At 69.5% G+C, this 24919-nt stretch carries 20 protein-coding genes; 3 read left to right on the forward strand and 17 right to left on the reverse strand.

Annotated elements, in window-relative coordinates:
- Nucleotides 1-20: 20 nt before the first annotated feature.
- The 9 genes from ACWDUA_RS02715 to ACWDUA_RS02755 form a co-directional block, all read right to left on the reverse strand.
- Nucleotides 21-2036, reverse strand: a complete 2016-nt coding sequence (locus tag ACWDUA_RS02715) for a primosomal protein N' (RefSeq protein WP_449749700.1) — start codon at nt 2034-2036, stop codon at nt 21-23.
- Between the two features lie 176 nt (nt 2037-2212).
- Complete coding sequence (gene metK, locus ACWDUA_RS02720) at nt 2213-3424, reverse strand: methionine adenosyltransferase (protein ID WP_449749468.1); 1212 nt, start codon at nt 3422-3424, stop codon at nt 2213-2215.
- Nucleotides 3425-3535: 111 nt separating this feature from the next.
- Nucleotides 3536-4819, reverse strand: coding sequence for a bifunctional phosphopantothenoylcysteine decarboxylase/phosphopantothenate--cysteine ligase CoaBC (coaBC, locus tag ACWDUA_RS02725; RefSeq protein ID WP_449749469.1), 1284 nt, complete (start codon nt 4817-4819; stop codon nt 3536-3538).
- Between the two features lie 25 nt (nt 4820-4844).
- Nucleotides 4845-5144 carry a DNA-directed RNA polymerase subunit omega gene (rpoZ, locus tag ACWDUA_RS02730; RefSeq protein ID WP_449749470.1) on the reverse strand — a complete coding sequence of 100 codons (300 nt, stop codon included), beginning with the start codon at nt 5142-5144 and terminating at the stop codon, nt 4845-4847.
- Between the two features lie 71 nt (nt 5145-5215).
- Nucleotides 5216-5854 carry a guanylate kinase gene (gene gmk / locus ACWDUA_RS02735; RefSeq protein WP_449749471.1) on the reverse strand — a complete coding sequence of 213 codons (639 nt, stop codon included), beginning with the start codon at nt 5852-5854 and terminating at the stop codon, nt 5216-5218.
- Nucleotides 5855-5874: 20 nt separating this feature from the next.
- Nucleotides 5875-6189, reverse strand: coding sequence for an integration host factor, actinobacterial type (mihF, locus tag ACWDUA_RS02740; protein ID WP_020791706.1), 315 nt, complete (start codon nt 6187-6189; stop codon nt 5875-5877).
- Nucleotides 6190-6694: 505 nt separating this feature from the next.
- The gene (locus tag ACWDUA_RS02745; protein WP_449749472.1) at nt 6695-8026 is read right to left on the reverse strand and encodes a sensor histidine kinase; all 1332 of its coding nucleotides are present in this window, start codon (nt 8024-8026) and stop codon (nt 6695-6697) included.
- Between the two features lie 8 nt (nt 8027-8034).
- Nucleotides 8035-8673, reverse strand: coding sequence for a response regulator (locus ACWDUA_RS02750; RefSeq protein WP_449749473.1), 639 nt, complete (start codon nt 8671-8673; stop codon nt 8035-8037).
- An 8-nt stretch (nt 8674-8681) separates the two neighbouring features.
- Nucleotides 8682-9944: a lipase family protein gene (locus tag ACWDUA_RS02755; protein WP_449749474.1), complete on the reverse strand. Its 1263-nt coding sequence runs from the start codon at nt 9942-9944 to the stop codon at nt 8682-8684.
- Between the two features lie 303 nt (nt 9945-10247).
- Between ACWDUA_RS02755 and ACWDUA_RS02760 the strand changes: the two genes are divergently transcribed.
- Entirely contained in the window at nt 10248-10787 is a 540-nt protein-coding gene (locus ACWDUA_RS02760) for a hypothetical protein (protein ID WP_261977716.1), read from the forward strand.
- A gap of 217 nt (nt 10788-11004) precedes the next feature.
- Here the strand turns inward: ACWDUA_RS02760 and ACWDUA_RS02765 are convergent, their stop codons facing one another.
- Nucleotides 11005-13863 (reverse strand): helix-turn-helix transcriptional regulator, encoded by a 2859-nt coding sequence (locus ACWDUA_RS02765; protein ID WP_160319576.1) that lies wholly within the window; start codon nt 13861-13863, stop codon nt 11005-11007.
- A gap of 39 nt (nt 13864-13902) precedes the next feature.
- Between ACWDUA_RS02765 and ACWDUA_RS02770 the strand changes: the two genes are divergently transcribed.
- Nucleotides 13903-15069 carry a TetR/AcrR family transcriptional regulator gene (locus ACWDUA_RS02770; protein ID WP_261977715.1) on the forward strand — a complete coding sequence of 389 codons (1167 nt, stop codon included), beginning with the start codon at nt 13903-13905 and terminating at the stop codon, nt 15067-15069.
- Nucleotides 15070-15073: 4 nt separating this feature from the next.
- Entirely contained in the window at nt 15074-15892 is an 819-nt protein-coding gene (locus tag ACWDUA_RS02775; protein WP_020791382.1) for an SDR family NAD(P)-dependent oxidoreductase, read from the forward strand.
- 220 nt (nt 15893-16112) lie between these two features.
- On the opposite strand, the gene pyrF is transcribed toward ACWDUA_RS02775, so the two are convergent.
- Genes pyrF through pyrR form a run of 7 tightly spaced genes read right to left on the reverse strand, consistent with a single transcriptional unit; the run spans nt 16113 to nt 24875 of the window.
- Nucleotides 16113-16931: an orotidine-5'-phosphate decarboxylase gene (gene pyrF / locus ACWDUA_RS02780; RefSeq protein ID WP_449749475.1), complete on the reverse strand. Its 819-nt coding sequence runs from the start codon at nt 16929-16931 to the stop codon at nt 16113-16115.
- Nucleotides 16928-20263, reverse strand: a complete 3336-nt coding sequence (carB, locus tag ACWDUA_RS02785) for a carbamoyl-phosphate synthase large subunit (RefSeq protein WP_449749476.1) — start codon at nt 20261-20263, stop codon at nt 16928-16930. The genes pyrF and carB overlap by 4 nt, the downstream gene beginning before the upstream one ends.
- A complete protein-coding gene (gene carA, locus ACWDUA_RS02790) occupies nt 20263-21432 on the reverse strand; it encodes a glutamine-hydrolyzing carbamoyl-phosphate synthase small subunit (protein ID WP_449749477.1) in 1170 nt (389 codons plus the stop codon). The genes carB and carA overlap by 1 nt, the downstream gene beginning before the upstream one ends.
- Nucleotides 21429-21992 carry a PH-like domain-containing protein gene (locus tag ACWDUA_RS02795; protein WP_449749478.1) on the reverse strand — a complete coding sequence of 188 codons (564 nt, stop codon included), beginning with the start codon at nt 21990-21992 and terminating at the stop codon, nt 21429-21431. The genes carA and ACWDUA_RS02795 overlap by 4 nt, the downstream gene beginning before the upstream one ends.
- On the reverse strand, nt 21989-23329 hold the full coding sequence (locus ACWDUA_RS02800) for a dihydroorotase (protein WP_449749479.1): 1341 nt from the start codon (nt 23327-23329) through the stop codon (nt 21989-21991). Before ACWDUA_RS02800 ends, ACWDUA_RS02795 begins: the two co-directional genes overlap by 4 nt.
- Nucleotides 23326-24276: an aspartate carbamoyltransferase catalytic subunit gene (locus ACWDUA_RS02805; protein ID WP_449749480.1), complete on the reverse strand. Its 951-nt coding sequence runs from the start codon at nt 24274-24276 to the stop codon at nt 23326-23328. The genes ACWDUA_RS02800 and ACWDUA_RS02805 overlap by 4 nt, the downstream gene beginning before the upstream one ends.
- Complete coding sequence (pyrR, locus tag ACWDUA_RS02810; protein ID WP_449749481.1) at nt 24276-24875, reverse strand: bifunctional pyr operon transcriptional regulator/uracil phosphoribosyltransferase PyrR; 600 nt, start codon at nt 24873-24875, stop codon at nt 24276-24278. Before pyrR ends, ACWDUA_RS02805 begins: the two co-directional genes overlap by 1 nt.
- Nucleotides 24876-24919 lie beyond the last annotated feature (44 nt).

The following is a 24919-nucleotide window of genomic DNA, read 5'->3' on the forward strand; positions in this document are numbered from 1 at the left end:
CGAAACTCTGGTTCCGGTGATCATCCGATGGTAGGCGGGTCGATCTGCACCCGGATCGGCCCGGTCTCGTGCGCGGCGTTCCGCCGGACCTGCGCTGCGGTGAGCGCCTGGGCGAGTCGCCATCCGTGCCGACGGTCGGTGCGCACCAGCACCCGTTCGATCTCGCCGCCGACGCCGTCACCCCTACCGAAACCCGGAGCCGGCCCACCGCGACCGGACCCGCCGACACTGCCTGCGGCCGCCGACCGCTCCCAGTCCTCGCTACCTGCCGGTGGCCGCACGCCGTCGGGCAGCGGGACCGGGCCGAGGGTGTCGGCGCCGTCGGGCAGTTCGAGCAGGTCGAGGAAACCGCTGACCAGCGCAGCCGGGCCGTCGACCGATGCCATCGTCACCGCGGGCGGGAAGCCCAGCTCGCCGCGGTGGTCGAGCTCGGCGGCCGCGAAGCCGACCGGATCCCATCGGATGACCGCCTGCACGGGGGTCAGTCCCGCGTCGGCGACGATGATCAGCCGTCCGCCGTCGGCGCGCGGCCGGACCCGCGCGCCGATCGCCATCCAGCGTCGCACCGTGTCCTCCTCGGCCCGCAGGTCGGCGCGGTCGAGCTGTGCCCAGGTGTCGAGGACGACCGCCGCGCCGTACCCACCCGGAGCCTCCGGTTCGGCGCCGGGAGTGGCCACCACGACCCGGGCACCCGGCTCCAGTTCGTCGACGACGGTCGATCCGCCGCTGGTCACCACCGGCACCCCGGCGAAGGCCCGGCCGAGTTCCTCGGCGGTGCGACGGGCACCGAGGGTGAGTGCACGGATCTGGGTGGCGCCGCATTCCGGACACCGGAACCGTGATTCCCGCCGACCGCACCAGCGGCAGGTCAGGCTGCCGTCGGCATCCATCTGCAGCGGTCCGTGGCAGGCGCGGCAGCGGGCGTGGGAGCGGCATCGCGCGCAGGCCAGCGACGGGATGTAGCCGCGCCGGGGTACCGAGAACAGCACCGGGGCGTCGGCGGCGACGGCTTTCCGGGCAGCATCGAACGCGGTCGCGGGAATACGTGCGGTGCGAGCGAGGGGGTCTCGGGCGATACGGACGTCCTCGTCGGAGATGGCCTCCACCGCGGGCATCCGGTCGCGGATCAGCGGGCGGTCGGCGACGAGGTCGTGGGCCCACCCGGACGCGATCAGCGACTGGGCCTCGGTGGTGCGGGCGAATCCCCCGATCACCAGCGCCGCGTGCTGTTGGTGGGCGCGCAGCACCGCCACCTCCCGAGGATGCGGATACGGGGCGCGGGGTTCGTTGAGGGAGTCGTCACCGTCGTCGAACACGACGATCAGTCCGAGGTCGTGGACGGGCGCGAAGATCGCACTGCGCGTGCCGAGCACGACGTCGGCGGCCCCGCGGAGCACCGACAGCCACCGCCGGTAGCGGGCCGTGGGGCCCAGCCCCGCCGACAACGTCACGCACCGGTCCCCGAGGAGCGGCTCGCACGCCGACGACAACCGGTCGAGGTCACGCTGGTCGGGCACCACGATGACCACACCCCGGCCGGCGGCCGCGGTGATCGCCGCGAGGTCGGCCAGTCGTTGCGGCCAGTCCTCCCCCGGCAACGCCTGCCACACGGCCCGCGGATGCCCGCTCGTCAGCGATTCCAGGAACGACGCCCCCGCGCGGTAGCGCTGCCAGGCGCTGCGATCCGGGACGACGACATCGGTGGTGGGTTCGGGGGTGGGCTGAGCCTCGGTGCGGGCATGGCGTGGCGGCACCGCCAGGCGCAGCACGTCGGACATGGTCCCGGCGTAGCGGTCGGCGACAGCACGGCACACGCCGGCGAGTTCGCTGGACAGAACGGGTTCGGCGGAGACCACCCGGTCGAGCCAGCCGAGGCGTCCCTCATGGTCGGAGTGCTCGACGCGCTCGAGCAGGAATCCGTCGACAAGGCGCCCCGAGAACCGCACCCGTACCCGTACGCCGGGAATCGCGGACTCGTCCTGATCGGCGTCGACAAGGTAGTCGAACGGTCGGTCGAGATGGGTCAGACCCAACATCGGCAGGACCTTGGCGATCGGCGCGTGCGGGGCGCGCCGACGAGGACCGGCGGCACCCTTGCGCGTACCGCCGGTGCTCGCGGTGTCTGGCCCCGTCGCGGTGTCTGGCCCTGTCGCCGTGCCGGTCTCGGTGGTGCGACCGCCCTTTGCGGTGTCGGCCACGAACGGCCGGGGACTTAGAGTCCGGCGGCCGCGCGCAGCTTCTCGGCGCGGTCGGTCCGCTCCCACGGCAGATCGACGTCGGTGCGACCGAAGTGACCGTAGGCGGCGGTCGGCCCGTAGATCGGACGCAGCAGATCCAGGTCGCGGATGATCGCGAGCGGGCGCAGGTCGAAGATCTCGGTGATCGCCTGCTGGATGTTGACCGGGTCGGTCTTCTCGGTGCCGAAGGTCTCGACGAACAGGCCCACCGGGGCGGCCTTGCCGATCGCATACGCGACCTGCACCTCGATGCGGTCGGCGAGGCCGGCGGCGACGGCATTCTTGGCAACCCAGCGCATCGCGTACGCGGCGCTGCGGTCGACCTTCGACGGGTCCTTGCCGGAGAACGCACCACCGCCATGGCGGGCCATGCCCCCGTAGGTGTCGACGATGATCTTGCGGCCGGTGAGGCCGGCGTCGCCCATCGGGCCACCGAGGACGAACTTGCCGGTCGGGTTGACCAGCAGACGCACATCGGAGGTGTCGAGGGTGGGCAGCTGCAGCTCGGCGAACACCGACTCGAGCACCTCGGTGCGGATGTCGGGGGTGAGCATGTTCTCGAGGTCGATGTCGGCGGCGTGCTGGGTGGAGACCACCACGGTGTCGAGCCGGACCGGCTTGTCGTCCTGGTACTCGATGGTGACCTGGGTCTTGCCGTCCGGGCGCAGGTACGGCAGGGTGCCGTTCTTCCGCACCTCGGTCAGGCGTCGCGACAGGCGGTGGGCCAGCGCGATCGGCACCGGCATCAGCTCGGGGGTCTCGTTGGTGGCGTAGCCGAACATCAGGCCCTGGTCGCCCGCACCCTGGGCGTCGATCTCGTCCTCGGAGATGCCGCTGCGGTTCTCGTGCGAGTTGAACACGCCGCCGGCGATGTCCGGCGACTGCGCACCGATGGCCACGTTCACTCCGCAGGACGCACCGTCGAAGCCCTTGGTGGACGAGTCGTATCCGATGTCGAGGATCTTGGCGCGCACGATGCCCGGGATGTCGACGTAGGCGGTGGTGGTGACCTCGCCGGCGACGTGCACCTGCCCGGTGGTGACCAGCGTCTCCACGGCCACGCGGGCCTTGGGGTCCTCGGTGAGGATCGCGTCCAGGATCGAGTCGCTGATCGCGTCACAGATCTTGTCCGGGTGCCCCTCGGTGACGGACTCGCTGGTGAAAAGGCGTGACGCGGAGCTGGTCATCGGATCCTCTCAGGGTGGTATCGGCGACGCCCGCGTCGCCGGTTGTGGCTTCAAACGTACACAGTGGCAGCGCGGCCTGCGCTGCCGGGAGTGGCAGAACGAGAACGCGTGTCAGATCCCGATTTCATCGGGCACGAGCGCGCGGACCTCGTCAAGGATTCGGCTCGCCATGAGTGTTTTGGAACCCGTCGGCAACGCCGTCTCCTCGCCGCCCGCCGACAGCAGCCAGCCGGTGTTGTCCTCGGTGCCGAACGCCTTGCCGTTGCCGACGGCGTTGACGACGAGCAGGTCGCATCCCTTGCGCTTGAACTTGGCGCGACCGTGGTCGAGTACCCCGCCGGTCTCGTCGCCGGTCTCCGCGGCGAATCCGACGATCACCGTCGTCGCGGCGATCCGGCCCTCGGTGCGCGCCTCGACCAGCCCGCGGAGGATGTCGGGGTTCGTGGTGAGCTCGATCGGGGCGGGGCCCTGATCACCCTTCTTGATCTTGGCGTCGGCCATCGACACCGGCCTGAAGTCGGCGACCGCGGCGGCCATGATCACCACATCGGCGTCGGCCGCCCGTTTGGTCATCTCGGTGGCCATCTGCTCGGCGCTGCCGACACCGACGATCTCGACGCCGGCCGGATCGCCCGCGGCACTGACCGTGCCGGCCACGATGGTGACCTCGGCGCCGCGCTGCGCCGCGGCCCGGCCGAGGGCGTAGCCCTGTTTGCCGGAACTGTGGTTACCCAGGAAGCGGACCGGGTCGAGCGGTTCGCGGGTGCCGCCGGCGCTGATCAGCACACGCAGACCCGCGAGGTCGTACGGCAGGGCGTCGGCGCGGTCGAGCAACAGCTCGGCAACCAGCGCGATCTCCTGCGGCTCGGGGAGTCGTCCGGGACCGCTGTCGGCGCCGGTGAGTCGACCCGACGCCGGGGTCATCACGGTGGTGCCGCGGGCACGTAGGGTCGCGACGTTGGCCTGGGTGGCCGGATGCTGCCACATCTCGGTGTGCATGGCCGGCACGAACAACACCGGACATCGCACCACCAGCAGGGACGCCGTCAGCAGGTCATCGGCGCGACCTGCGGCGGCGCGGGCCATCAGGTCGGCGGTCGCCGGCGCGATGATGACCAGGTCGGCCTCCTGGCCGAGACGGACGTGGCGGACCTCGTCGACCGCGTCGAACACCTCGGTGCTGACCGGGTTGCCGCTCAGCGCCTCGAACGTGGCCGCTCCGATGAACTCCAGGGCCGCCCGGGTCGGGGCGACGTGGACCTCATGGCCGGCCTCGGTGAAATGCCGGATCAGCGAGCACACCTTGTAGGCGGCGATTCCGCCGCCCACTCCGATCAGGATGCGCTTGCGGCCCCGGTTCCCCGGGGCCGGCGTGGTTGCCGACTCTGCGGTCATGTGCGCGTGCCCGGCCGCGTTCTCGCTACTCGCCCTCGGTGTGCTCGAGCAGGTCGGAGTGGATCTCGCGCATCGCGATCGACAGCGGCTTCTCCTGCAGACCCGGCTCCACCAGCGGGCCGACGTACTCGAGGATGCCGTCGCCGAGCTGGTTGTAGTAGTCGTTGATCTGGCGGGCGCGCTTGGCCGCGTAGATCACCAGGGCGTACTTCGACGACGCACGCTCGAGGAGGTCGTCGATCGGCGGGTTGGTGATGCCCAGCGGGGTGTCGTAGACCGGTGCGTCGGCGATCTCGGTGGAATCGAAGTTGGTCGGCGTGCTCACGCGAACTCCTGCAATGGTCGTGGATGGGTCGGGCGAGAACAGACGCGTCCGACGGTGGTCGGTGGATCGGATCAGTCGGGGCGGTCGCCGCTGCTGTGCTCCAGGGCAGGCGCTCGGTCGAGATGATCGTGTCCGACCAGCAAGGATACCAATTCATCGGCCACCTGGTCGACTTGCCTGTTCACGAGGACGTGGTCGAACTCGCCCTGGGCGGCCATCTCGGTCCGTGCGGTGGCCAGTCGACGCTCGATCGCCTCCGGTGTCTCGGTGCCGCGGCCGGTCAGCCGGGCGACCAATTCCTCCCAGCTCGGCGGTGCGAGGAACACCAGGATCGCCTCGGGCAGGCGGTGGCGGACGTTGCGGGCACCGACGAGGTCGACCTCGAGCAGTACCGGGACGCCCGAGTCGAGGGCGTCGGCGACCGGGCGCAGCGGGGTCCCCGACCGCTGCAGGCCGCCATGGATGTCAGCCCACTCGAGGAGTTCGTCGGCATCGATCATCCGGTCGAACTCCGCACGGCTGACGAAGTGATAGTCGCGTCCGTCGACCTCACCGGGTCGCGGGTCGCGGGTGGTCGCCGAGACGCTGAACCACAGGTCCGGCACGAGGTGCTTGACCCGCGCGACCACGGTGGACTTGCCCACGGCAGAGGGGCCGACCAAAACAACCAGTCGGCCCCTCGCACGCGCGGGCTGTGCTGCTCCGTTCACGCTGCCTGTTTCGGCGTCGATCAGGAGCTGAACTTCTCGAGCAGCGCCTTGCGCTGACGATCACCGAGACCACGCAGGCGGCGGGTCGGAGCGATCTCCAGCTCGGTCATGATCTCCTGTGCCTTGACCTTGCCGACCTTCGGCAGGGCCTCGAGCAGGGCCGAGACCTTCATCTTGCCCAGGATCTCGTCTTCTTCGGCGTCCTTGAGCACCTGCTTGAGGTCGGTGCCACCACGCTTGAGGCGCTCTTTGAGCTCGGCGCGCACTCGGCGGGCGGCAGCGGCCTTCTCCAACGCAGCGGCGCGCTGCTCGTCGGTCAACTGGGGAAGCGCCACGGGGTCCTCCGTCTTTCGTTCTCGATCTGGACTGCACCGGCACCAAGTGGTGCCCGGTGGCGTGTGGCCGCTCGGCGTGGGTGCGGCGGGTTGGTTGCCCGGCACTCACCGATTGGTGCGGCGAAAGCGACCGTACCCACGTGAGCTGGCATTTGCGAGGCCCACCCCTGGTGATCGCGTCGACAGCCGTGATGTACACACGCCATCTGTCGTCGATGCAGATCGGGTCCGGTCGATACCAACGCTACCCCATCCGGGTAACCCGCTTCGAACAAAATTGCAGGTGAGAGGCATCTCTGCGCCGCGGCGGACCCTTCAGCGCCCAGTGAGACGCGTTGGGCGACGCCGAACGACTGAGACCTGTGTGACAACTGGGACCCGCACCGAAAAATCGGAAGTCGTTGCGCACGTTGCGCGTGTCGCACGGTGTCCGGACCGGTCGGATGACCCTCCCGACCGCTGTCCATCGATCGGCCTACAGTCGGGAATCGGCCTGAAGTCGGGATCAGCCGACAACCGGGATCGTCGCGATCGCCACGGTCCCCCCACTGCTCCGCGGGGCGAAGGTGAGCGTGCCGCCCGCGGCGGCGAGCCGGACCTGCCGAGACGCCAGACCGAGATGTCCCTCGGCCAGTCGCGCCGTCAGTCTGCCGGGTTCGAGCTCTCCGGGCGGGATACCCACCCCGTCGTCGACGACGATCAACCGAGCCTTTCCAGGTCCCTGCGTGGCCCGACCGGCGCTGTAGCCGTCGCGGTCGAATGTGGGGTCAGCGGGGTCGGGGTCAGCGGGGTCGGGGTCAGCGGGGTCGAAGGCAACGGCGTCGAAATCTGCGGCGTCCAAGTCTGCAGCGTCCTCGTGTTCGTACTCGAGGGTCAGCTCGATGCGGGTCGCGTGGGCATGTTTGACGGCGTTGGTCAGGAGTTCGCGGGCGGTGGCATACAGCAGTTCGTCGGCCGGGGTCGGACGCTCGCGCCAGGCGGCGGTGTCGACGATCACGGTGAGCCCGGTGCTGACCGCGGTGCTGCGGCCGAGTTCGGTGACCGCCACACCGAGTCCGTGGTGATCGAGGACGGCCGGGTTGAGTGCGGTCAGCGTCGACCGCAGCAGATCACCGGACTCGCGCAGGGCGGCCTCGATCCGGTCGATCGCCTCGCCGTCCCCCCGTCGGGCGGCGGCCACGTCCCCGCGCGCGGCCAGGACGTATTGCAGGGCACCGTCGTGCAGGTGGTCGGCGAGCTCGCGGCGGGCCCGCCGATCGATGGTGCTCACATCGTCGAGCAATTGCGCCCGATCGCGGGCCAGGGCGGCGATCGTGTCCACCCGTGATCGCGCGATCGCCGACAACGCGACGCTGCCGACGCCCAGCCCGCCGATGACCAGGGTGTGCAGCAGCACCGACGACCACGGCTCCCCGTTGGCCGGGCGTGCCGCCGCCGACGCCACGAGGAACACCACGGTGGTCGGGATGGCGATGGTCACACACACCCCGGGTCGCAGTCCGGTGGCGGCGGCCATCGGGATCAGCGCGAAGCCGGTCAGCAGCACATCGGAGGTCCAGCTGGTGGCATCCGACCGGGCGGCGAGGACGGCCACCGCGGTGAGCGCGGCGAGATCGACGAACAGCGCCGCCCACGCCCACTCCTGCACCCGCGGGTCCGGACGACGGGCCAGGAGCAGGGTCGACGCGGTCCATCCGAGGTATACGCCGACCACCGCCCACGTGACGGCGAGGAACTGTTCGGGTGGATCGCAGGCGATCACCAGCACCAAGAACACTGCCAGGATCAGTCGCATCCCGACCTGCGCACGCACCCCGTCGACCCCGGTCCGCACCACCGGAGCCCTCATTCGATGAGTCGGCGTCGCATGCCCTCGGCGACGGCGGCGGCACGGTCGGAGACGCCGAGCTTCTGATACAGGTTGGCGGCGTGCGTCTTGACCGTCGACGCCCCGATGTAGAGTTCGGCGGCGATCTGCGGAATCGACAGTCCCCGCGCGAACCCGTTGAGCACCTGACTCTCCCGTTCGCTGAGCGCGGGGGCATCCGGCTGGGCGTGGGCGCGGATCTGGGCGACCAGACCACCGGCGAGTTCGGGGGGTACCACCGTCTCCCCCTTCGACACCCGTTCCACGGCACCGATGATCGCGTCGCGGTCGGAGTTCTTCGACACATAACCCGCGGCACCCTCGCGCAACGCATCGAACACCACCACGGAGTCGGTCACCGCCGACAGCAACAGCACCCGGGTGCGAAGGCCGTCGCGGACCACCGCGTGCACCACATCGGTTCCGGTGAGGTCGGGCATCTGCTGGTCGACGACGGCCACGTCGGGCTGCAGGTCGGTGATCATCGCGATGCCGCTGCGACCGTCATCGGCCTCGCCGAGCACGCGGATGCGGCCGCTGGCGGCCAGCCCGCGTGCGAGTCCGTCGCGGAAGAACGGATGATCGTCCACCACGACGACACTGATCTGGCGGTTCATCGGGCTCCTCAGGGCACGGGTGTCGGGTCGAGCGAGTTGCCCGGCGGGATGGTCCCGCAGCTGTCGGCGGTCGGTCGCCCGGCGAAGCGATCGGCGAGGAACCGGGAGGCGTCGGTCTCGAACGGCTGGTAGGCACTGCCGTGCGACTTGCCCGCATAGGTCCGGAAGTCGACGCGGACACCGCGGGTGCAGTAGTCGCGGGCCAGACCGCGGACGTCGCCGGTGATCATCACGCCGTCGCCCGTCGCATCGGACTGGCCGATGCCCAGCAGCATCGGGGTGCGCGGAGTGCCCGCGGTGCCCATGATGTTGTCGTTGAGTGCGTCGACGACGGCGGGAACGTCGAGCAGCGAGTGGTACGGCGCGCGCACCATGTCGGCGTCGGTGAGCCCCGGGTAGCTCCGGGCGAAGTCGGTGATGCACTTGTCGGCGACCGTGGCGGTCAACTGGCTGCCGCGCGCTGACAGGAACGACGCACTGTTGATCGGGTACGCGCGCTGATAAGCGACGATGATGGCGGGAATGACGCCGGCCCAGTCCTTGGTCCCGCTGACATACGGCAGGTTGTGGGCCAGGTCCACCGGCAGACCGCCCGCGGCGGCGCCGACGATACGCAACTCGGGTGCGTACCCCGGCGCGAGTTCGGCGGCGAAGTCGGTGGGCACCGAGCCCCCGGAGTACCCCACCATGCCGACCGGGGTGGACCGCGGGAGTGACAACACCGACTGCGCGGCGCGGACACCATCGAGGGCGGCGTATCCCGACAGCCGGCCGACGGTCCACTCGTTGTCCGGGCCCTCGTAGTCGGTGACGACCAGGGTGTGACCGGTGGCAAGGTAGCCGGACATGGCGACCTGTTCGACAGTGGTGAGCGGACTCGGATTGTTGCCGCGCAAGGTGTACGACGGAACGCAGACCGGTCCGAGACCGTCGTAGGCCATGTTGAAGCTCACCAGGCGTGGCGTCGGGGCCCCGCCGGGTGGGCGGATGATCGTGGTGACCGTGGCGGTCGGGGCCCCACGGTGGTCGGTGGTGCGATACAGCGCCTGCGTGGCGCGCAACGGTGTCGGTGTGCCGAGGATTCCGATGCTCACCTCGCGGGTCCGCAGGACCGTGCCGGGAACGACGGAGTCGAGGGGCCGCGGCGACCGGTAGAACGGGTCGGCCGACGGACTCGGATCGCCCGCGGCCGGAGTGTCGGCGACCGCGCGGGCGTCGAGGGCCCCGGTGAGACCGACCACCACCGACACCGCCACGAGGACGGCGATCATCCACCTCATCCGTCCTGATCCCTGCCTGCCAGTGGCCATCGAGCACCCTCCTCCGATTCGCCGGTGTCACTTCGACGACGCCGGTCGGTCTCCTTGTACCGCCTGGACGGTATCTGCGCACGCTGTCGGAGACATCCGCCGATCTGCCGACTCCTCCCCCGATTGGGGGAGGACACGTTCCCCCACCCGATCGCCGGGTCGGCCGAATCCGGAAACCCACCCTGACCGGCAAAGTCATACATGTCAGAAACAACGACGACCACGCCCCACAAGGACGAGGTCACCGGTCGAAGGAGACCCACCATGATCACCACCGACACCACCACGATCAACGGCACCCACGTCACCGGAATTGCAGCCGAGAACACTGCCGCCGAGAACACCGGCCGGAAGGGTCTGCGCAGCCGCAAGGGCCGTCTCCTGGCCGTGCTCGCCGGGGTCGGTGCCGTGGGGGCGCTTGCGGCGGGTGGTGCCGGATTGGCCAGTGCCGGAACCCTGCCGGTGGGTCAGGCGACCACCGCGATGACCATCACCAACCACACCGACAAGACCGAGTACCTCACCAGTGCCGACCCGGGCGCCGGTAGCTGGATCAACGCCCCGCGCGGCACCCTGGCCCCCGGCGCGTCGGAGATCGTCACCGCATCCACGCACGGCAACCACGAGACCGTCACGATCAACTACCGGATCGGTGCGGTCGGCCCGCACGCGGTGTACCAGCTGGTGAACGTCGCCGGCGGCACCAACACCAACGCCACCGGCGTCACCGGCGGCCACTACTGGATCAATGCCAACGTCTCGACAGGCTTCCCGCATGCCAACGCCGGCTACGACCTCTGGTGATCTGAACGGGGCAGCCAGAGATGGGGCAGCCACACACGCGGCGCAGCCGCCGGCCAGGAGACCTGCATGGGGACGACGCCGCGAGAATGTGACCTGAAGGCAGCCGACACGGGTGGCGGGGTGACGGGGTGAACCGTCACCCCGCCACCCGTGTATGGACGGACCTGTGTCGTCGGTCACCGAATCCACATGCGTCCGTCGATTCACGTCCGTGGAATCACGTCTGCTGCTCGCGTGCCGCGGTGGCCACCTCCACCCGCGAGCGCAGACCCGTCTTGGTGAGAATGTGGGAGACATGGGTCTGCACGGTGCGCGGGGAGACGAACATGCGGGCCCCGATCTCCTTGTTGGTCAACCCCTCGCACACCAGACCGACGACGCGTGTCTCGGTGGCGGTCAACGCCTCCCATCCGCTCGTCGCCGATCGGTGGGATTCCCGGGAGCCGCGCCGCACGCCGAGCGCACGGACCCGGGCCAGCGCGCGGTCGCGGTCGAGTCGCGCACCGCAGTACTCATAGACGGCCAGCGCCTCGTCGAGCAAGGAGAGCGCACGCGCCCGGTCCCCCGCCGACGCCGCCGCGCACGCAGCCTCCTCCCTGACCTGCGCGGCCGGCCATCCCCATGCCTGCGACCCGAACAGGTCGGCGGCCGCGACCAGCGCCGTGACGTCGCCCACAGCCATCGCCGTCACACAGGCCGCCGTCGCCTGCAGCCGCACCGTCGGTTCCGGCCCGCGCGATCCCGACCGCGCCATGCGCAGGTCGTCGGCGAGATCGTCGGCGATCTGACGGACGAGGCGTTCCTGCCCGGTGAGCCGGGCGGTGCGGGCGATGTCGAGAACCCGATCGGCGAATCCGCGACCCGGCCGGATCCGCGCAGCCGCCCACAGCGACCGCACCAGAACCGCGGCCCGGTCGAGGTCGCCGTCTGCCTCGAGCGCGGCGAGTTCGGCCACCCCGGGATAGTCGATCCCGAACTGCAATGGCAGGCCTCGATGTCGAAAAGCATCCAACCGGCTCCGTGCACGGGCCACGTCACCGCGATGGGCGTCGAGGTAGGCACGATTGCCCACCGCGATCGAGATCCACCCGGTGCCGGTCTCGGCCGCCGACTCCAACGCGGTATCGAACTCGGCGACGGCATCGTCCCATTCCGCCTCGGCGGCCCGCGCATCCCCGCAGAGGAAACCCAGATACGAATCAGACCAACGGAATTCACCGCCGGAACGGTGGCGGATCCGGTCCACGCGTTCGACCACGGCGATGGGTCCGCTGTGCGCGAGGGTCGCCCACAGCCGGTACACCGGCGCGAGGTCGTCGGCGATCGACGACCCCGACGAGCCGCTGGCCGCGCGGGCCCCTGCGGTGTCGAGTTCCGCGAGCAGTGCGACGGCACGGCCGGGTGCGCCACCGAAGAGCGCCTGGCTCGACCGGAGCACGAGTTGCGTCGCCCGGGCCTCGGCGGCCTGCGGATCGGTCCCGGCGAAGTCGGCGACGCCGGAAGGGATCTCGTCGTCGCCCACCACGTGACCGGCGAGCTGACGAATCCATGCCCGGCGAATGGTCATCGTGTCGCGCACTCCCCGCGGCAGTCCGCCGATCGACAGGGCACGATCGATCATCGCCACCGCACCGTCGGCGTCGGCGCGACTCACGAGGGCCCGGACCAGCTCCGCCTGCAACCGGGCGGCGATCCTCGGGTCGGCGACGGTGTCGATGCGCGTACGGATGAGGCGTTCGGCGACCGGCCCCCGGCCCGCTCGGATCAGATTGTGGACACGATGCACCAGCATGCGGTCGGCGTCGGCGGTGCCTGCCTGGGTCTCGGCCATCTCGAGCAGATCCGCGGCCACCTCCGGGGCGAGCTCCTCGGCTTCGGCAACCGCGGTACGCAGTACATCGAGGATCAGCGCGGTGTCATCGGTGCCGGGATGCCGATCGGTGCGGTCTCGGCCGCCACCCGCACGTATCCGGTGTCCGGCGACCACAGCGGCGGACATGCCGCGCTGCTCGGCCAGGCGCGCCAGTCGGTGGTGGGTCGCACGCCGGAATCCCTGCGACAAGCCGTCGTAAGCGACCTCGCGGAAGACGTCGTGAGCGAAGTCGACGGTGAGTTCTCCCTCGGTGCGCAGGGTGACCATTCCGGCCCGGTCCGCGTGTGCGAGCGGGATGTCGAGATCGGCCGGGTCGTAGAACATCAGCTCGGCGAGCAATTCCAGGGAAACGCGGGTGCCACAAACCGCGAGGGTCGCGAGGACATCGCGTGTCGCGTCGTCGAGCCCGCCGAGGTGATCTCGCACCACACGGTCGAGATGCCCCGGACGAACCACGCGAGCTTCGTCGTCGAGTTCGACGCCGGCCCCCTCGAGCCCGGTGGTCGACCGAAGCGCACCCGCCTGCTGCCACGCACGTACGAGCTCACAGACGAAGAGCGGATTGCCCTGGGCGATGGAGACGGCGCGGGTCAACGCGGGTCCCGGTGCCCCGCCGACCATGTCGGTGACGATCTGGCGCACCATCTCAGGGGTCAACGGAGGCAACCTGATCGCGATATCGGCCTGCTCCACGAGCGAATCCAGGCGGGTACGGCCGGGGATCGGCCGGGCGGAGACGATCACGATCAGCGGCAACACCTGCGAGGTCCATACCAGCCGTCGCAGCACCGTCAGGCTGGCCTCGTCGGCGTTGTGCGCGTCGTCAACCCACACGAGGACCGGTCCGGTCGCGGCGAGATCGTCGATGCGCTCGAGAACGTACTCACCGGGATGAATGTCGGGTGCGACCCCGCCCATCAGCGCCGTGACCACCGAGAACGCCTCGGTGCGGCGGCGTTCGTCGCCACGGGAACGCAGGACGATGGGAGCACCCCGATCGGAGGTGGCGGGTTCAGGGACGCCGAGATACACGTCGGCGAGCAGGGTCGAGATGAGGTGACTCTTGCCGATACCCGGTGGGCCCTCGATGACGATCGAGGTGCCGCGTCGGGTCTCGAGGGCCGTGAGAAGGCTCTCGCGGAGTCCGGCGACGACGTCGGGACGTGACCGCTCGGCCAACAGGGCCCCGGACCGTTCACTCACCGGTGACATGCTAATCGGACATTCCCAACCGGGCTCACAATGGCTGCTGCACCCGGATCGGATCCGGGTCTCGTCGATCCGACTGATCGCGGTGACCTCGTCGACCGCATGGGCGCGATACGTCCTGGCGATACCACTGATCGGATGCGGGTCGAGCAGCGCGCCCAGGCACTGTTCGACGGCCCGGCTGGTCCGGCGTACGCCGTCTCCCCCCGCCGCAACCACGCCCACCACCGACCGCAGCCGACACCGTGCGGCGTTGCGCGCTGTCCGCACCCCGACGCGCGGCCGGGAACGCCCGGACCGGGCCACCGCACCCTCTCGGGCGACGGTTCGATCGACAAGCACTGCGGCGCCCACGGTACCGGTTCTGGCAGCGGCGGCGACCGTTTGGTCGCCGACGACGCCGACGGGTCCAGGGATACCGCGGATCGTTGCGACGTCGACTCGTCCTGGTCGATCAACGATCCGATGCAGGCACGAGAGGACTTCGTCGACACCTGTCGTTTAGTGCTAGCATCGCGGGAAATGAGTTCTTCACAACAGTCGATTCCGCGCAAGGGGCGCATCACAGTGACCAGCGAAGATCCACGTGCGATGCGTACTCGTACGAAGCTGGTCGAAGCATTCACCCGGCTCGCCGACTCGGGACCGGTCACGGTTGCGGCCCTGACAGGCGCCGCAGGTGTGCATCGCTCCGTCTTCTACAAGCACTTCGCGTCACCGGATGACCTGGCCGTCTACATGTTGCGCGACCTGTTCACCGCGCTCAGTGACGCCGATGTCCGGATGCGTGGCCTGTTCGCGGTGGACGGACTCGCGGCGAGTCGGAGTGCAATGTCGGCCTTCGTCGGATTCATCGATGCGCGTCGGGCAGTTTATGCGCCGCTGCTCGGATCACACGCGCCGGCGGGCGCCGTGCGCCGGATCACGGAGGCCTTCACAGAACTGACCGCCACCGCGCTCGACCAGATGACCACCCGTCCACCAGAAGTGGACACGGCGGTGCTCGCGCCCTTCCTGGCGCACGGAGTGCTCGGAGTCGTCGGACGCTGGCTGGACGACGAGGAATCGAAAGGGTCACAGGAACAGGTCGTTGAGCAACTGGTTCTGTGCTTTCCATCCTGGCTGGCAGCAGATTCGACGAAGACCTCGACCTCGGCACATGCCGCAGGGAACCAGTCCTCAACCAATGGGAGAAGGTAGCAGCATGCCGAGTTTCGACGGCAAGACAGCGATAGTCACCGGGGCGACCACCGTCGACCCGGGCGGGCTCAACATCGGAGGCGCCACCGCAACCGAACTCGTTGCAGGTGGGGCGAAGGTCGCGCTCGCCGATATCAACATCGAAGGCGCGCAGGCACTGGCCAAACAGCTCAACGAGCGTGCCGGTCACAGCGTGGCGATCGCGGTCCACACCGATGTCCGATCCGAGCAGCAGATCGAGCAGCTCGTGGCGACCACTGTCGAGCAGCTCGGCGAACCGACGATCGTGATCAACATCGCAGGCGTGTTCCCGCCTGATGACACCGAGGTCGCCACGATGACGGTCGAGGCCTGGGACAACGTCATGGCGGTGAATCTCCGAAGCGTCATGCTGCTGAGCAAGCACACACTGCCTTACCTGCGTAAGGCAGGCGGGACAATCGTCAGCACGGCATCCACACACGGATCGGCAGGCGACACGAGCCTGAGTGGGTACGGCGCATCCAAGGCCGGCGTGATCGCACTCACCAAGTTCCTCGCCACCCAGTACGGGCTGGAAGGGGTCCGGTGTAACGCCGTCAGCCCAGGAACCACGACGTCGCCACCTGCTCAGCAGCTCCCCGAGGAGATCAAGGACATCTTCCGCCGGCAGAACCTCAACCCCGAGATGCCCTCGCCGGAGCAGCAGGCCAAGGTATTCGCGTTCCTGGCCTCCGACGACTCCGCCGGCATCAACGGACAGGAGATCAAGGTCGACGCCGGTCTCCTGTCACACCAGCCGATGGTGGCCGATATGCGATCGCTGGGCGCGACGACGGTGTGACCCCCGGTGAGGATCCCGGGTCGAGCAGGCCCGAGCTCATCCGGTCACCGCGCTCGCCTCAGCCCGCCCGAACACTCGATGGACGTGGTCTCGACGCGGGTTCCTGCCCGCACCCCGCTCCGCCGGCAGCCGCCGCCGGGATTGGCGGGGACACCGGGACACGACAGGTTGCGCGGAGTCGAGAGAACGGCAGTTCCGTCCGTGTCGCGGCCGCTGCCGCCTACAACGCCGACTCGACCTCGTCGCGGGTTCGTTCGAAGGCGGCGCGAATGGCGGCGACGTCGGGACCGGCACGCAGCACGCCGCGCGAACTCGCGGGCAGCAGCCACGACGAGTCGGCGTCGGCGAAGACCTCGGGAAGGTCCGCTGCGGTGGCGCCCTGAGCGCCCAGCCCCGGCGAGAGAATCGGGCCGCGCAATGCGCTCAGATCCAGCCCGTGGGCGCGGGTCGCGCCGACCACCACGCCGACGGTTGCCGAACCGTCGGCGTTCACCGCGGCGGCGTCGTCGACGATGCGCTGGCCGACGGTGCGCCCGTCGGCATCGGCGAGCTGCACCTGCGCGCCCTCCGGGTTGGAGGTTCGGGCGAGCACGAACACTCCCCGACCGCCGGCCCGGGCGGCGTCGACAGCCGGTGCGAGGGAACCGAATCCGAGGTACGGCGACACCGTCACCGCGTCGGATACCAGCGGGGATGCGTCACCCAGCCATGACTGCGCATAGGCGGCCATGGTGGAGCCGATGTCACCGCGCTTGGCGTCGGCCAGGACCAGCGCACCGGCCCCCCGGCAGCCGGTGATGACCCGTTCGAGGACCGCGAACCCGGCCGACCCGAACGCCTCGAAGAACGCGACCTGCGGCTTGATCACCGCGGCGGCGGGACCGAGCGCTTCGATGCAGATGTCGGCGAACCGGCCGAGGCCGTCGGCATCCACCGACAGCCCCCAGGCCTCGAGGAGTTCGGTGTGCGGGTCGATGCCGGCACACAGCCGGCCCCGCGCGTCGACCGACGCGCGGTAGCGGTCCCCGAACCCGGTCATCGTTCGTTCACCAGTGCGGCGTGGCGACGCTGGATGGACTCGACACCCATCTGCTCGTTGCGTGCGGCCTCGATACCCTGCACCGCAGCACTGGCACCTTGCACCGTGGTGATGCACGGGATACCGACCGACACTGCGGCACTACGGATCTCGTAACCGTCGACACGCGGTCCGGACTGGCCGAACGGAGTGTTGATCACCATCGCGATCTCGTGCGCACGAATCGCGTCGATGACGGTCTTCTCCCCCGGCGCGGCCTCGAAGTGCTTACGCACCGTGGTGCACTCGACGCCGTTGCGGCGCAACACATCCGCAGTGCCCTCCGTGGCCAGGATGGTGAACCCGAGATCGGCGAGATGCTTGACCGGGAACAGCAGTGCCCGTTTGTCCTTGTTGGCCACCGAGACGAACACCGCACCCTGGGTGGGCAGCGACCCGTAGGCAGCGGTCTGCGATTTGGCGAAGGCGCGACCGAAATCGGAGTCGATGCCCATCACCTCGCCGGTGGACTTCATCTCCGGGCTCAGCAGCGAGTCGATGCCGGTGCCGTCATGGCGGCGGAACCGGTTGAACGGCAACACCGCCTCCTTGACCGCGACCGCCGACGAGGTCGGCATCGTCCCGCCGTCACCGGTGGCGGGCAGGATCGCCTGCTCGCGCAGCTCTGCGATGGAGGTGCCGAGCATCACGCGGGCACAGGCCTTGGCGAGCTGCACCGCCGTGGTCTTCGACACGAACGGTACGGTGCGGCTCGCCCGCGGATTGGCCTCGAGCACATAGAGGACGTCGTCCTTGAGCGCGTACTGCACGTTGAGCAGACCCCGCACCCCGATGCCCTTGGCCAGGGCTTCGGTGGAGGCGCGCACCATCGCCAGATCGGCACGACCCAGGGTGACCGGCGGGAGCGCGCACGCGGAGTCGCCGGAGTGGATGCCGGCCTCCTCGATGTGCTCCATGATCCCGCCGATGTACACCTCGTCGCCGTCACACAGCGCATCGACGTCGATCTCGACGGCGTCCTCCAGGAAGCGGTCCACCAGCACCGGGTGATCGGGGGTGAGCTCTGTGGCGCGAGAGATGTAGTCGGCCAACGACTTCTCGTCGTACACGATCTCCATGCCGCGACCACCGAGGACATACGACGGACGCACCAGCACCGGGTAACCGATGCGGGCGGCGGTGTCGCGGGCCTCCTCGAAACTGGTCGCGGTACCGAACGCGGGGGCGGGCAGTCCGGCGGCGGTGAGCACCTTGCCGAACTCGCCACGGTCCTCGGCGAGGTCGATGGCCTTGGGGTTGGTGCCGACGATCGGCACGCCTGCCGCCTCGAGTCGATGCGCCAGACTCAGCGGGGTCTGCCCGCCGAGTTGCACGATCACGCCGGCCACGGCGCCCGACTGCGATTCCGCATGGTAGACCTCGAGGACGTCCTCGAAGGTCAGCGGCTCGAAGTAGAGGCGGTCGGCGGTGTCGTAGTCGGTCGACACGGTTTCCGGGTTGCAGTTGACCATCACGGTCTCGTACCCGGCCTCGCTCAAGGTCAGCGCCGCGTGCACACACGAGTAGTCGAACTCGATGCCCTGCCCGATGCGGTTGGGACCCGAACCGAGGATGAGCACCTTCGGCCGCTCGGTCTGCGGGGCGATCTCGCTGGTGGCGGCGGGATCGAGCTCGTAGGTCGAGTAGTGGTACGGCGTCTTGGCCTCGAACTCGGCCGCACAGGTGTCGACGGTCTTGTACACCGGCCGCACACCGAGCTCGTGACGGCGCGCGCGGACCTCGTCCTGGTCGGCGAACTCACTGCGCAACGCCGCGATCTGGCGGTCGGAGAAACCGCTCGACTTGGCCTCCCGCAGCAGATCCACGGTCAGCTCGTCGGCGTCGCGGATCTCGTTGCCCAGCGCGCCGATCCCGGCGATCTCGGCCAGGAACCACGGGTCGATGGCGGTGGCCTCGTAGACCTGCTCGATGGTGGCGCCGGCGTCGAAGGCCAGCATCAGCCCGTAGAGGCGGCCGTCCTTGGGGGTCTTGAGCGACTCGAGCAGCTCGTCGAGATCCAGCGTCGCCGGATCGGGGCGGTGCGGCTCGGTCCAGAACCCGGCGGCCTTGGTCTCCAGCGACCGCATCACCTTGCCGAGGGCCTCGGCGAAGCTGCGGCCCAGGCTCATCGCCTCGCCGACCGACTTCATGGTGGTGGTCAGGGTGTCGTCGGCACCGGGGAACTTCTCGAACGCGAACCGTGGCGCCTTCACCACGACGTAGTCGAGGGTCGGCTCGAAGCAGGCCGGCGTCTCCTCGGTGATGTCGTTGGTGATCTCGTCGAGGCTGTAGCCGATGGCCAGTTTCGCGGCGATCTTGGCGATCGGGAAGCCGGTGGCCTTCGAGGCGAGCGCCGACGACCGCGACACGCGTGGGTTCATCTCGATGACCACCAGGCGTCCGTCGCGCGGGTCCTGCGCGAACTGGATGTTGCAACCACCGGTGTCGACGCCGACCTGACGCAGGATGGCGATCGAGAGATCGCGCATCTTCTGGTATTCGCGGTCGGTGAGGGTCATCGCGGGCGCCACGGTGACCGAGTCACCGGTGTGCACACCCACCGGGTCGACGTTCTCGATGGAGCAGATCACCACGACGTTGTCGCGGTGATCGCGCATCAGCTCGAGCTCGTATTCCTTCCAGCCGAGGATGGACTCCTCGATCAGGACGTTGGCGGTCGGTGACGCGGCCAGACCGCCACCGGCGATGCGCTCGAGGTCGGTCTCGTCGTAGGCCATACCCGAGCCGAGCCCACCCATGGTGAACGACGGCCGCACCACGACGGGGTAGCCGAGCTCGGCGACCGTCGCGCGGACCTCTTCCATGGTGTGACAGACCGCCGACCGGGCGCTCTCACCACCGACCTCGGCGACGATGTCCTTGAACTTCTGCCGGTCCTCACCGCGCTGGATGGCGTCGAAGTCGGCGCCGATCAGCTCGATGCCGTACTTGTCCAACGAACCGCGATCATGCAGTGCCACAGCGGCATTGAGTGCTGTCTGCCCACCCAGGGTGGCCAGCACGGCGTCGATCGGGTGGCCACCGTCGCGCTCGGCCTCGATGACCTTCTCGATGTACTCGGCGGTGATCGGCTCGATGTAGGTGGCGTCGGCGAACTCCGGGTCGGTCATGATGGTGGCCGGATTGGAGTTCACCAGGCTCACCCGCAGGCCCTCGGCCTTGAGGACGCGGCACGCCTGGGTGCCGGAATAGTCGAACTCGCAGGCCTGGCCGATCACGATCGGACCGGAACCGATGACCAGGACGTGGGACAGATCTGTGCGGCGCGGCATCAGGCCCTCGCTCCTCGTGCGCGGTCACCCTCGAGGAGGGTGACGAATTTGTCGAACAGGTACGCGGCGTCGTGGGGTCCGGCGGCCGCCTCGGGGTGATACTGCACCGAGAACGCGCGGCCGGAGGCCAGCTCCACACCCTCGACGGTGCCGTCGTTGGCGCAGACATGGCTGACCCGCGCCCGGCCGAAGTCGGTGTCGAATTCCTCGCCGGCCTCGCCCTCGAGCGCGAAGCCGTGGTTCTGTGCGGTGATCGACACCGTGCCGGTGGCGTGGTCGATCACCGGGATGTTGATGCCGCGGTGTCCGAAGGTCATCTTGTAGGTGCCACGACCGAGTGCCCGGCCCAGGATCTGGTTGCCGAAGCAGATGCCGAACAGCGGCAGGTCGGCGCCGAGCACCTCACGGGTCAGCGCGACGGAGGTGTCGGCGGTGGCCGGGTCACCCGGACCGTTCGACAGGAACACGCCGTCGACGCCGAGGTCACGGATCTGCTCGAAGGTCGTCGTGGACGGCAACACCTGCACCGCGACGCCGCGCTCGGCGAACATGCGCGGGGTGTTGGTCTTGATACCCAGGTCGATGGCGGCCACCCGGAAGCGGGTCTCCCCGGCCGGTTCGACCAGGTACCCGGTGTCGGTGGTGACCTCGCCCGCGAGGTCGGCGCCCTTCATCGACGGCTGGTTGCGGACCCGGGTGAGCAGGTCGTCGGTGTCGGCGAGGGCGGCACCGGAGAACACGCCGGCGCGCATCGAGCCGTGATCGCGCAGCACGCGCACCACCGTGCGGGTGTCGATGCCGGAGATCCCGACGACGCCCTGGCGCACCAGCTCGTCCTCGAGGGAGGTGGTGGCCCGCCAGTTGGAGACGCGGCGGGTGGGGTTGCGCACGGCGTAACCGGCGACCCAGATCTTGCCCGAGTCGCCGTCGACACCCTGGCTGCCGGCGCTGCCGGTGGACTCGCCGTCCTCGTCGTTCCAGCCGGTGTTGCCGATCTGCGGGGCGGTCGCCACCACGATCTGCCGGTGATAGCTCGGATCGGTGAGGGTCTCCTGATAGCCGGTCATGGCCGTGCAGAAGACCGCCTCGCCGAGGGTCTCACCGACGGCACCGAATGCCCGGCCGGTGAAAACCTGCCCGTTCTCGAGCACCAGAACCGCTGGGGTCATTGATCTTTCCTCTGTTCGATATCGGGCTGGGCGGACTCGGGCGCGGAACTCTCGCGCCCGCCGTCGGGATCGAACTCGGCGACCCAGCCGGGGTAGATGGACTTGTCGTCGGCGCGGAACCCGGTGTCGAGCTCGGTCCCGTTGGGCAGGGCCCAGCGGATCACGAGGACACCGTCGGCGGTCATCACCTTGCCGGCGTGGCCGCGCTCGGTGCGGACCGCGGTGATCGACTCCCTGGGAATCCAGACCGGGCTCGCCCCGTCGCGCTCGACCAGGATGCCGGTGGCGTGCAGACCGATCGAGGACGCGGCACGATCGCCGTAGTCACCGACGGCGACCCGGTTCTGCCAGCTCGGCGCGAACGTCGCACCGAGGTACAGGCCGGTGTCGGGGCCGAGGGTGACCGGGCCCGGATCGTCCGGCGGCACCGGGATCTCGCCGACCGCGTCGACCTGTCGTCGTCCGCGATTGCGCCACCCGCGCAGGACCAGTGAGATCAGCACCAGCCACAGCGCGAGCACGGCGATCACGATGATCAGGTCGAACCAGATGTCGTTCATGCCCGCGCCTGCCCGCTCCTCGCGGTGACCACCCCACGCAGCACCGTGGCGGTGATCGTGGCGGGCATCGTCATCGCCTCGTACGGCGTGTTGGACGACAGGCTGGCCAGCTCGTCACCGTGGACCACCCAGGAGGTGTCCGGGTCGACGATGGTCAGGTTGCCCGGCTCACCGACGGCGATCGGCCGGCCCTGGTCGGTGAGTCCGACGATCTGGGCGGGCCGCTCGCTCATCACCCGGGCCACGCCGCGCCAGTCCAGCAGACCCGGCCGCACCAGGGTCTCGACCACGATCGGCAAAGCGGTCTCGAGCCCGAGCATGCCGGGTTTGGCGACCGAGAACTCGCAGCATTTCTCCTGCGAGGCGTGTGGGGCGTGGTCGGTGGCGACACAGTCGACGATGCCGTCGGCGAGTGCCTGCCGCAGCGCGAGGGTGTCGCGTTCCTCGCGCAGCGGCGGGTTGACCTTGTTGACCGGGTCGTAGCCCTCGAGCCGGGCGTCGGTGAGCAGCAGGTGATGCGGGGTGACCTCGGCGGTCACCGAGATGCCCTGGTCCTTGGCCCAGCGGAGCAGTTCGACGGTGCCCTCGGTGGAGGCGTGGCAGATGTGCACGCGGGCACCGGCGTCGCGGGCCAGCAGCGCGTCGCGCACCACGATCGACTCCTCGGCGGCACGCGGCCAGCCGGTCAGACCCAGACGGGCCGCGGTCGGTCCCTCGTGGGCGATCGCCCCGACGGTCAGTCGCGGCTCCTCTGCGTGCTGGGCGATCAGGACGCCGAGGCCCTTCGCGTACTCCAGGGCACGGCGCATGATCAGCGGATCGTGCACACATCTGCCGTCGTCGCTGAACATCCGGACGTTGCCGACACCGGCCGCCATCATGCCCATCTCGGCGAGTTGCTCACCCTTGAGGCCGACGGTGACCGCGCCCACCGGGTGTACGTCGACGAGGCCGACCTCGCGGCCGGTGCGCCAGACGTTGTCGGTGATGGTCGAGTTGTCGGCGACGGGGCTGGTGTTGGCCATCGCGAACACCGCGGTATAGCCGCCGAGCGCGGCCGCACGTGAGCCGGAGCGGATGGTCTCGGTGTCCTCGCGGCCGGGTTCACGCAGGTGGGTGTGCATGTCGACGAAGCCGGGCAGCAGGACGCCGCCGTTGCCGTCGATCTCCTCGGCGCCGGCGGGAACGGTGACCGTGGCGCCGATCTCGGTGATCTGCCCACCGGTCACCACGACGTCGACGGGGTCACCCTCGCCGTAGGGCCTGACCTGGTGCAGGACGACCGATCCGGACCGGACACCTCCGGCGGCGGTTGTGGTCCCGGCGTGGGCGCTCACAGTGAGTCTCCTGTCTGTTCGGTGCCGACGAGTAGACGGAAGAGCACCGCCATCCGGACGTGCACCCCGTTGCGGACCTGGTCGAGGACGGTGGCCTGCGGGGCGTCGGCGACCGAGAACCCGATCTCCATGCCGCGCAGCATCGGTCCGGGGTGCAGCACCACAGCCTTGTCGTCGAGCAGGGCGAGGCGCCGTTCGTTGAGCCCGTAGCGCACCGAGTACTCGCGTGAGCTGGGGAAGAACCCCCCGTTCATGCGTTCGGCCTGCACACGCAGCATCATCACCGCGTCGACGGCGGCGAGTTCGGCGTCGAGGTCGCCGGAGACGGTGACCGGCCACTGCTCCACCCCGACCGGCAGCAGCGTGGGCGGTGCGACGAGCACCACCTCGGCTCCGAGGGTGGCCAGCAGGTGGGCGTTGGACCGGGCGACCCGCGAGTGCAGGACGTCACCGACCAGCGCGATCCGGCGACCGGCGAGGCCGCCGAGCCGCTGACGGAGGGTCAGCGCGTCGAGCAGCGCCTGGGTGGGGTGTTCGTGGGTGCCGTCACCGGCGTTGATCACCGCCGGGCCACTGCCGTCGGCCTCGGTGGTCCACGCGGCGATCTGATGGGCCGCTCCCGATGCCGGGTGCCGCACGATCAGGGCGTCGGCGCCCACCGCGCGCAGCGTCTTGGCGGTGTCGCGCAGCGACTCTCCCTTGCCGACCGAGGAGCTCGACGCCGACACGTTGATCACGTCGGCGCTCATCCACTTGCCGGCCACCTCGAACGACACCCGGGTGCGGGTGGAGTTCTCGTAGAAGACCGTCATCACCGTGCGCCCACGCAGGGTGGGCAGCTTGCGCACCTCGCGGCCGGCGAGGGCCTGCTCGAAACGCTCTGCCTCGTCGAGCAATTCGGTGGCGGCATCGGCGGAGAGGTCCTGGGTGGACAGCAGATGCCGCATCAGTTCCCCTCCCCCGCCACCTCGGCCGTCGGGGCGGAGAGGACCACCTCGTCGATCCCGTCGTGCTCGACGAGGTGCACGGACACACTCTCGTCCCGGGAGGTTGGGATGTTCTTGCCGACATAGTCTGCGCGCAAAGGCAATTCGCGATGTCCACGGTCGATCAGGACGGCCAGTTGCACCGCTGCCGGCCGGCCGAGATCGCGCAGGGCGTCGAGCGCGGCGCGCACCGTGCGCCCGGAGTACAGGACGTCGTCGACGAGCACCACGATCGCGTGGTCGACACCGCCGGCGGGGACCACGGTCCGTTCGAGCGGACGATGCGGCTTGGCCCGCAGATCATCACGGTAGAGCGTGATGTCGAGGTAGCCGACCGGGATGTCGCGGCCCGCGAACTCGCTGACCTTTGCGGCCAGACGGTCCGCCAGAGTGGTTCCGCGAGTGGGGATTCCGATGATGATGACGCGAGGTGCGTCGGGGGCGTCGAGGGCGTTCTTCTCGATCACCTGATGGGCGACGCGCGCGATGGTCCGGGCGACATCGCCGGAATCGAGCAGGACGCGCCGGTTGGGCTGTGACCCTGTGGTGGGCGTGACCACGCCGACCTCCTTCTCCGCCTCACCGGACGGATCGTTAAAGGACG

The organism is Gordonia sp. NPDC003376 (genome assembly GCF_053589235.1).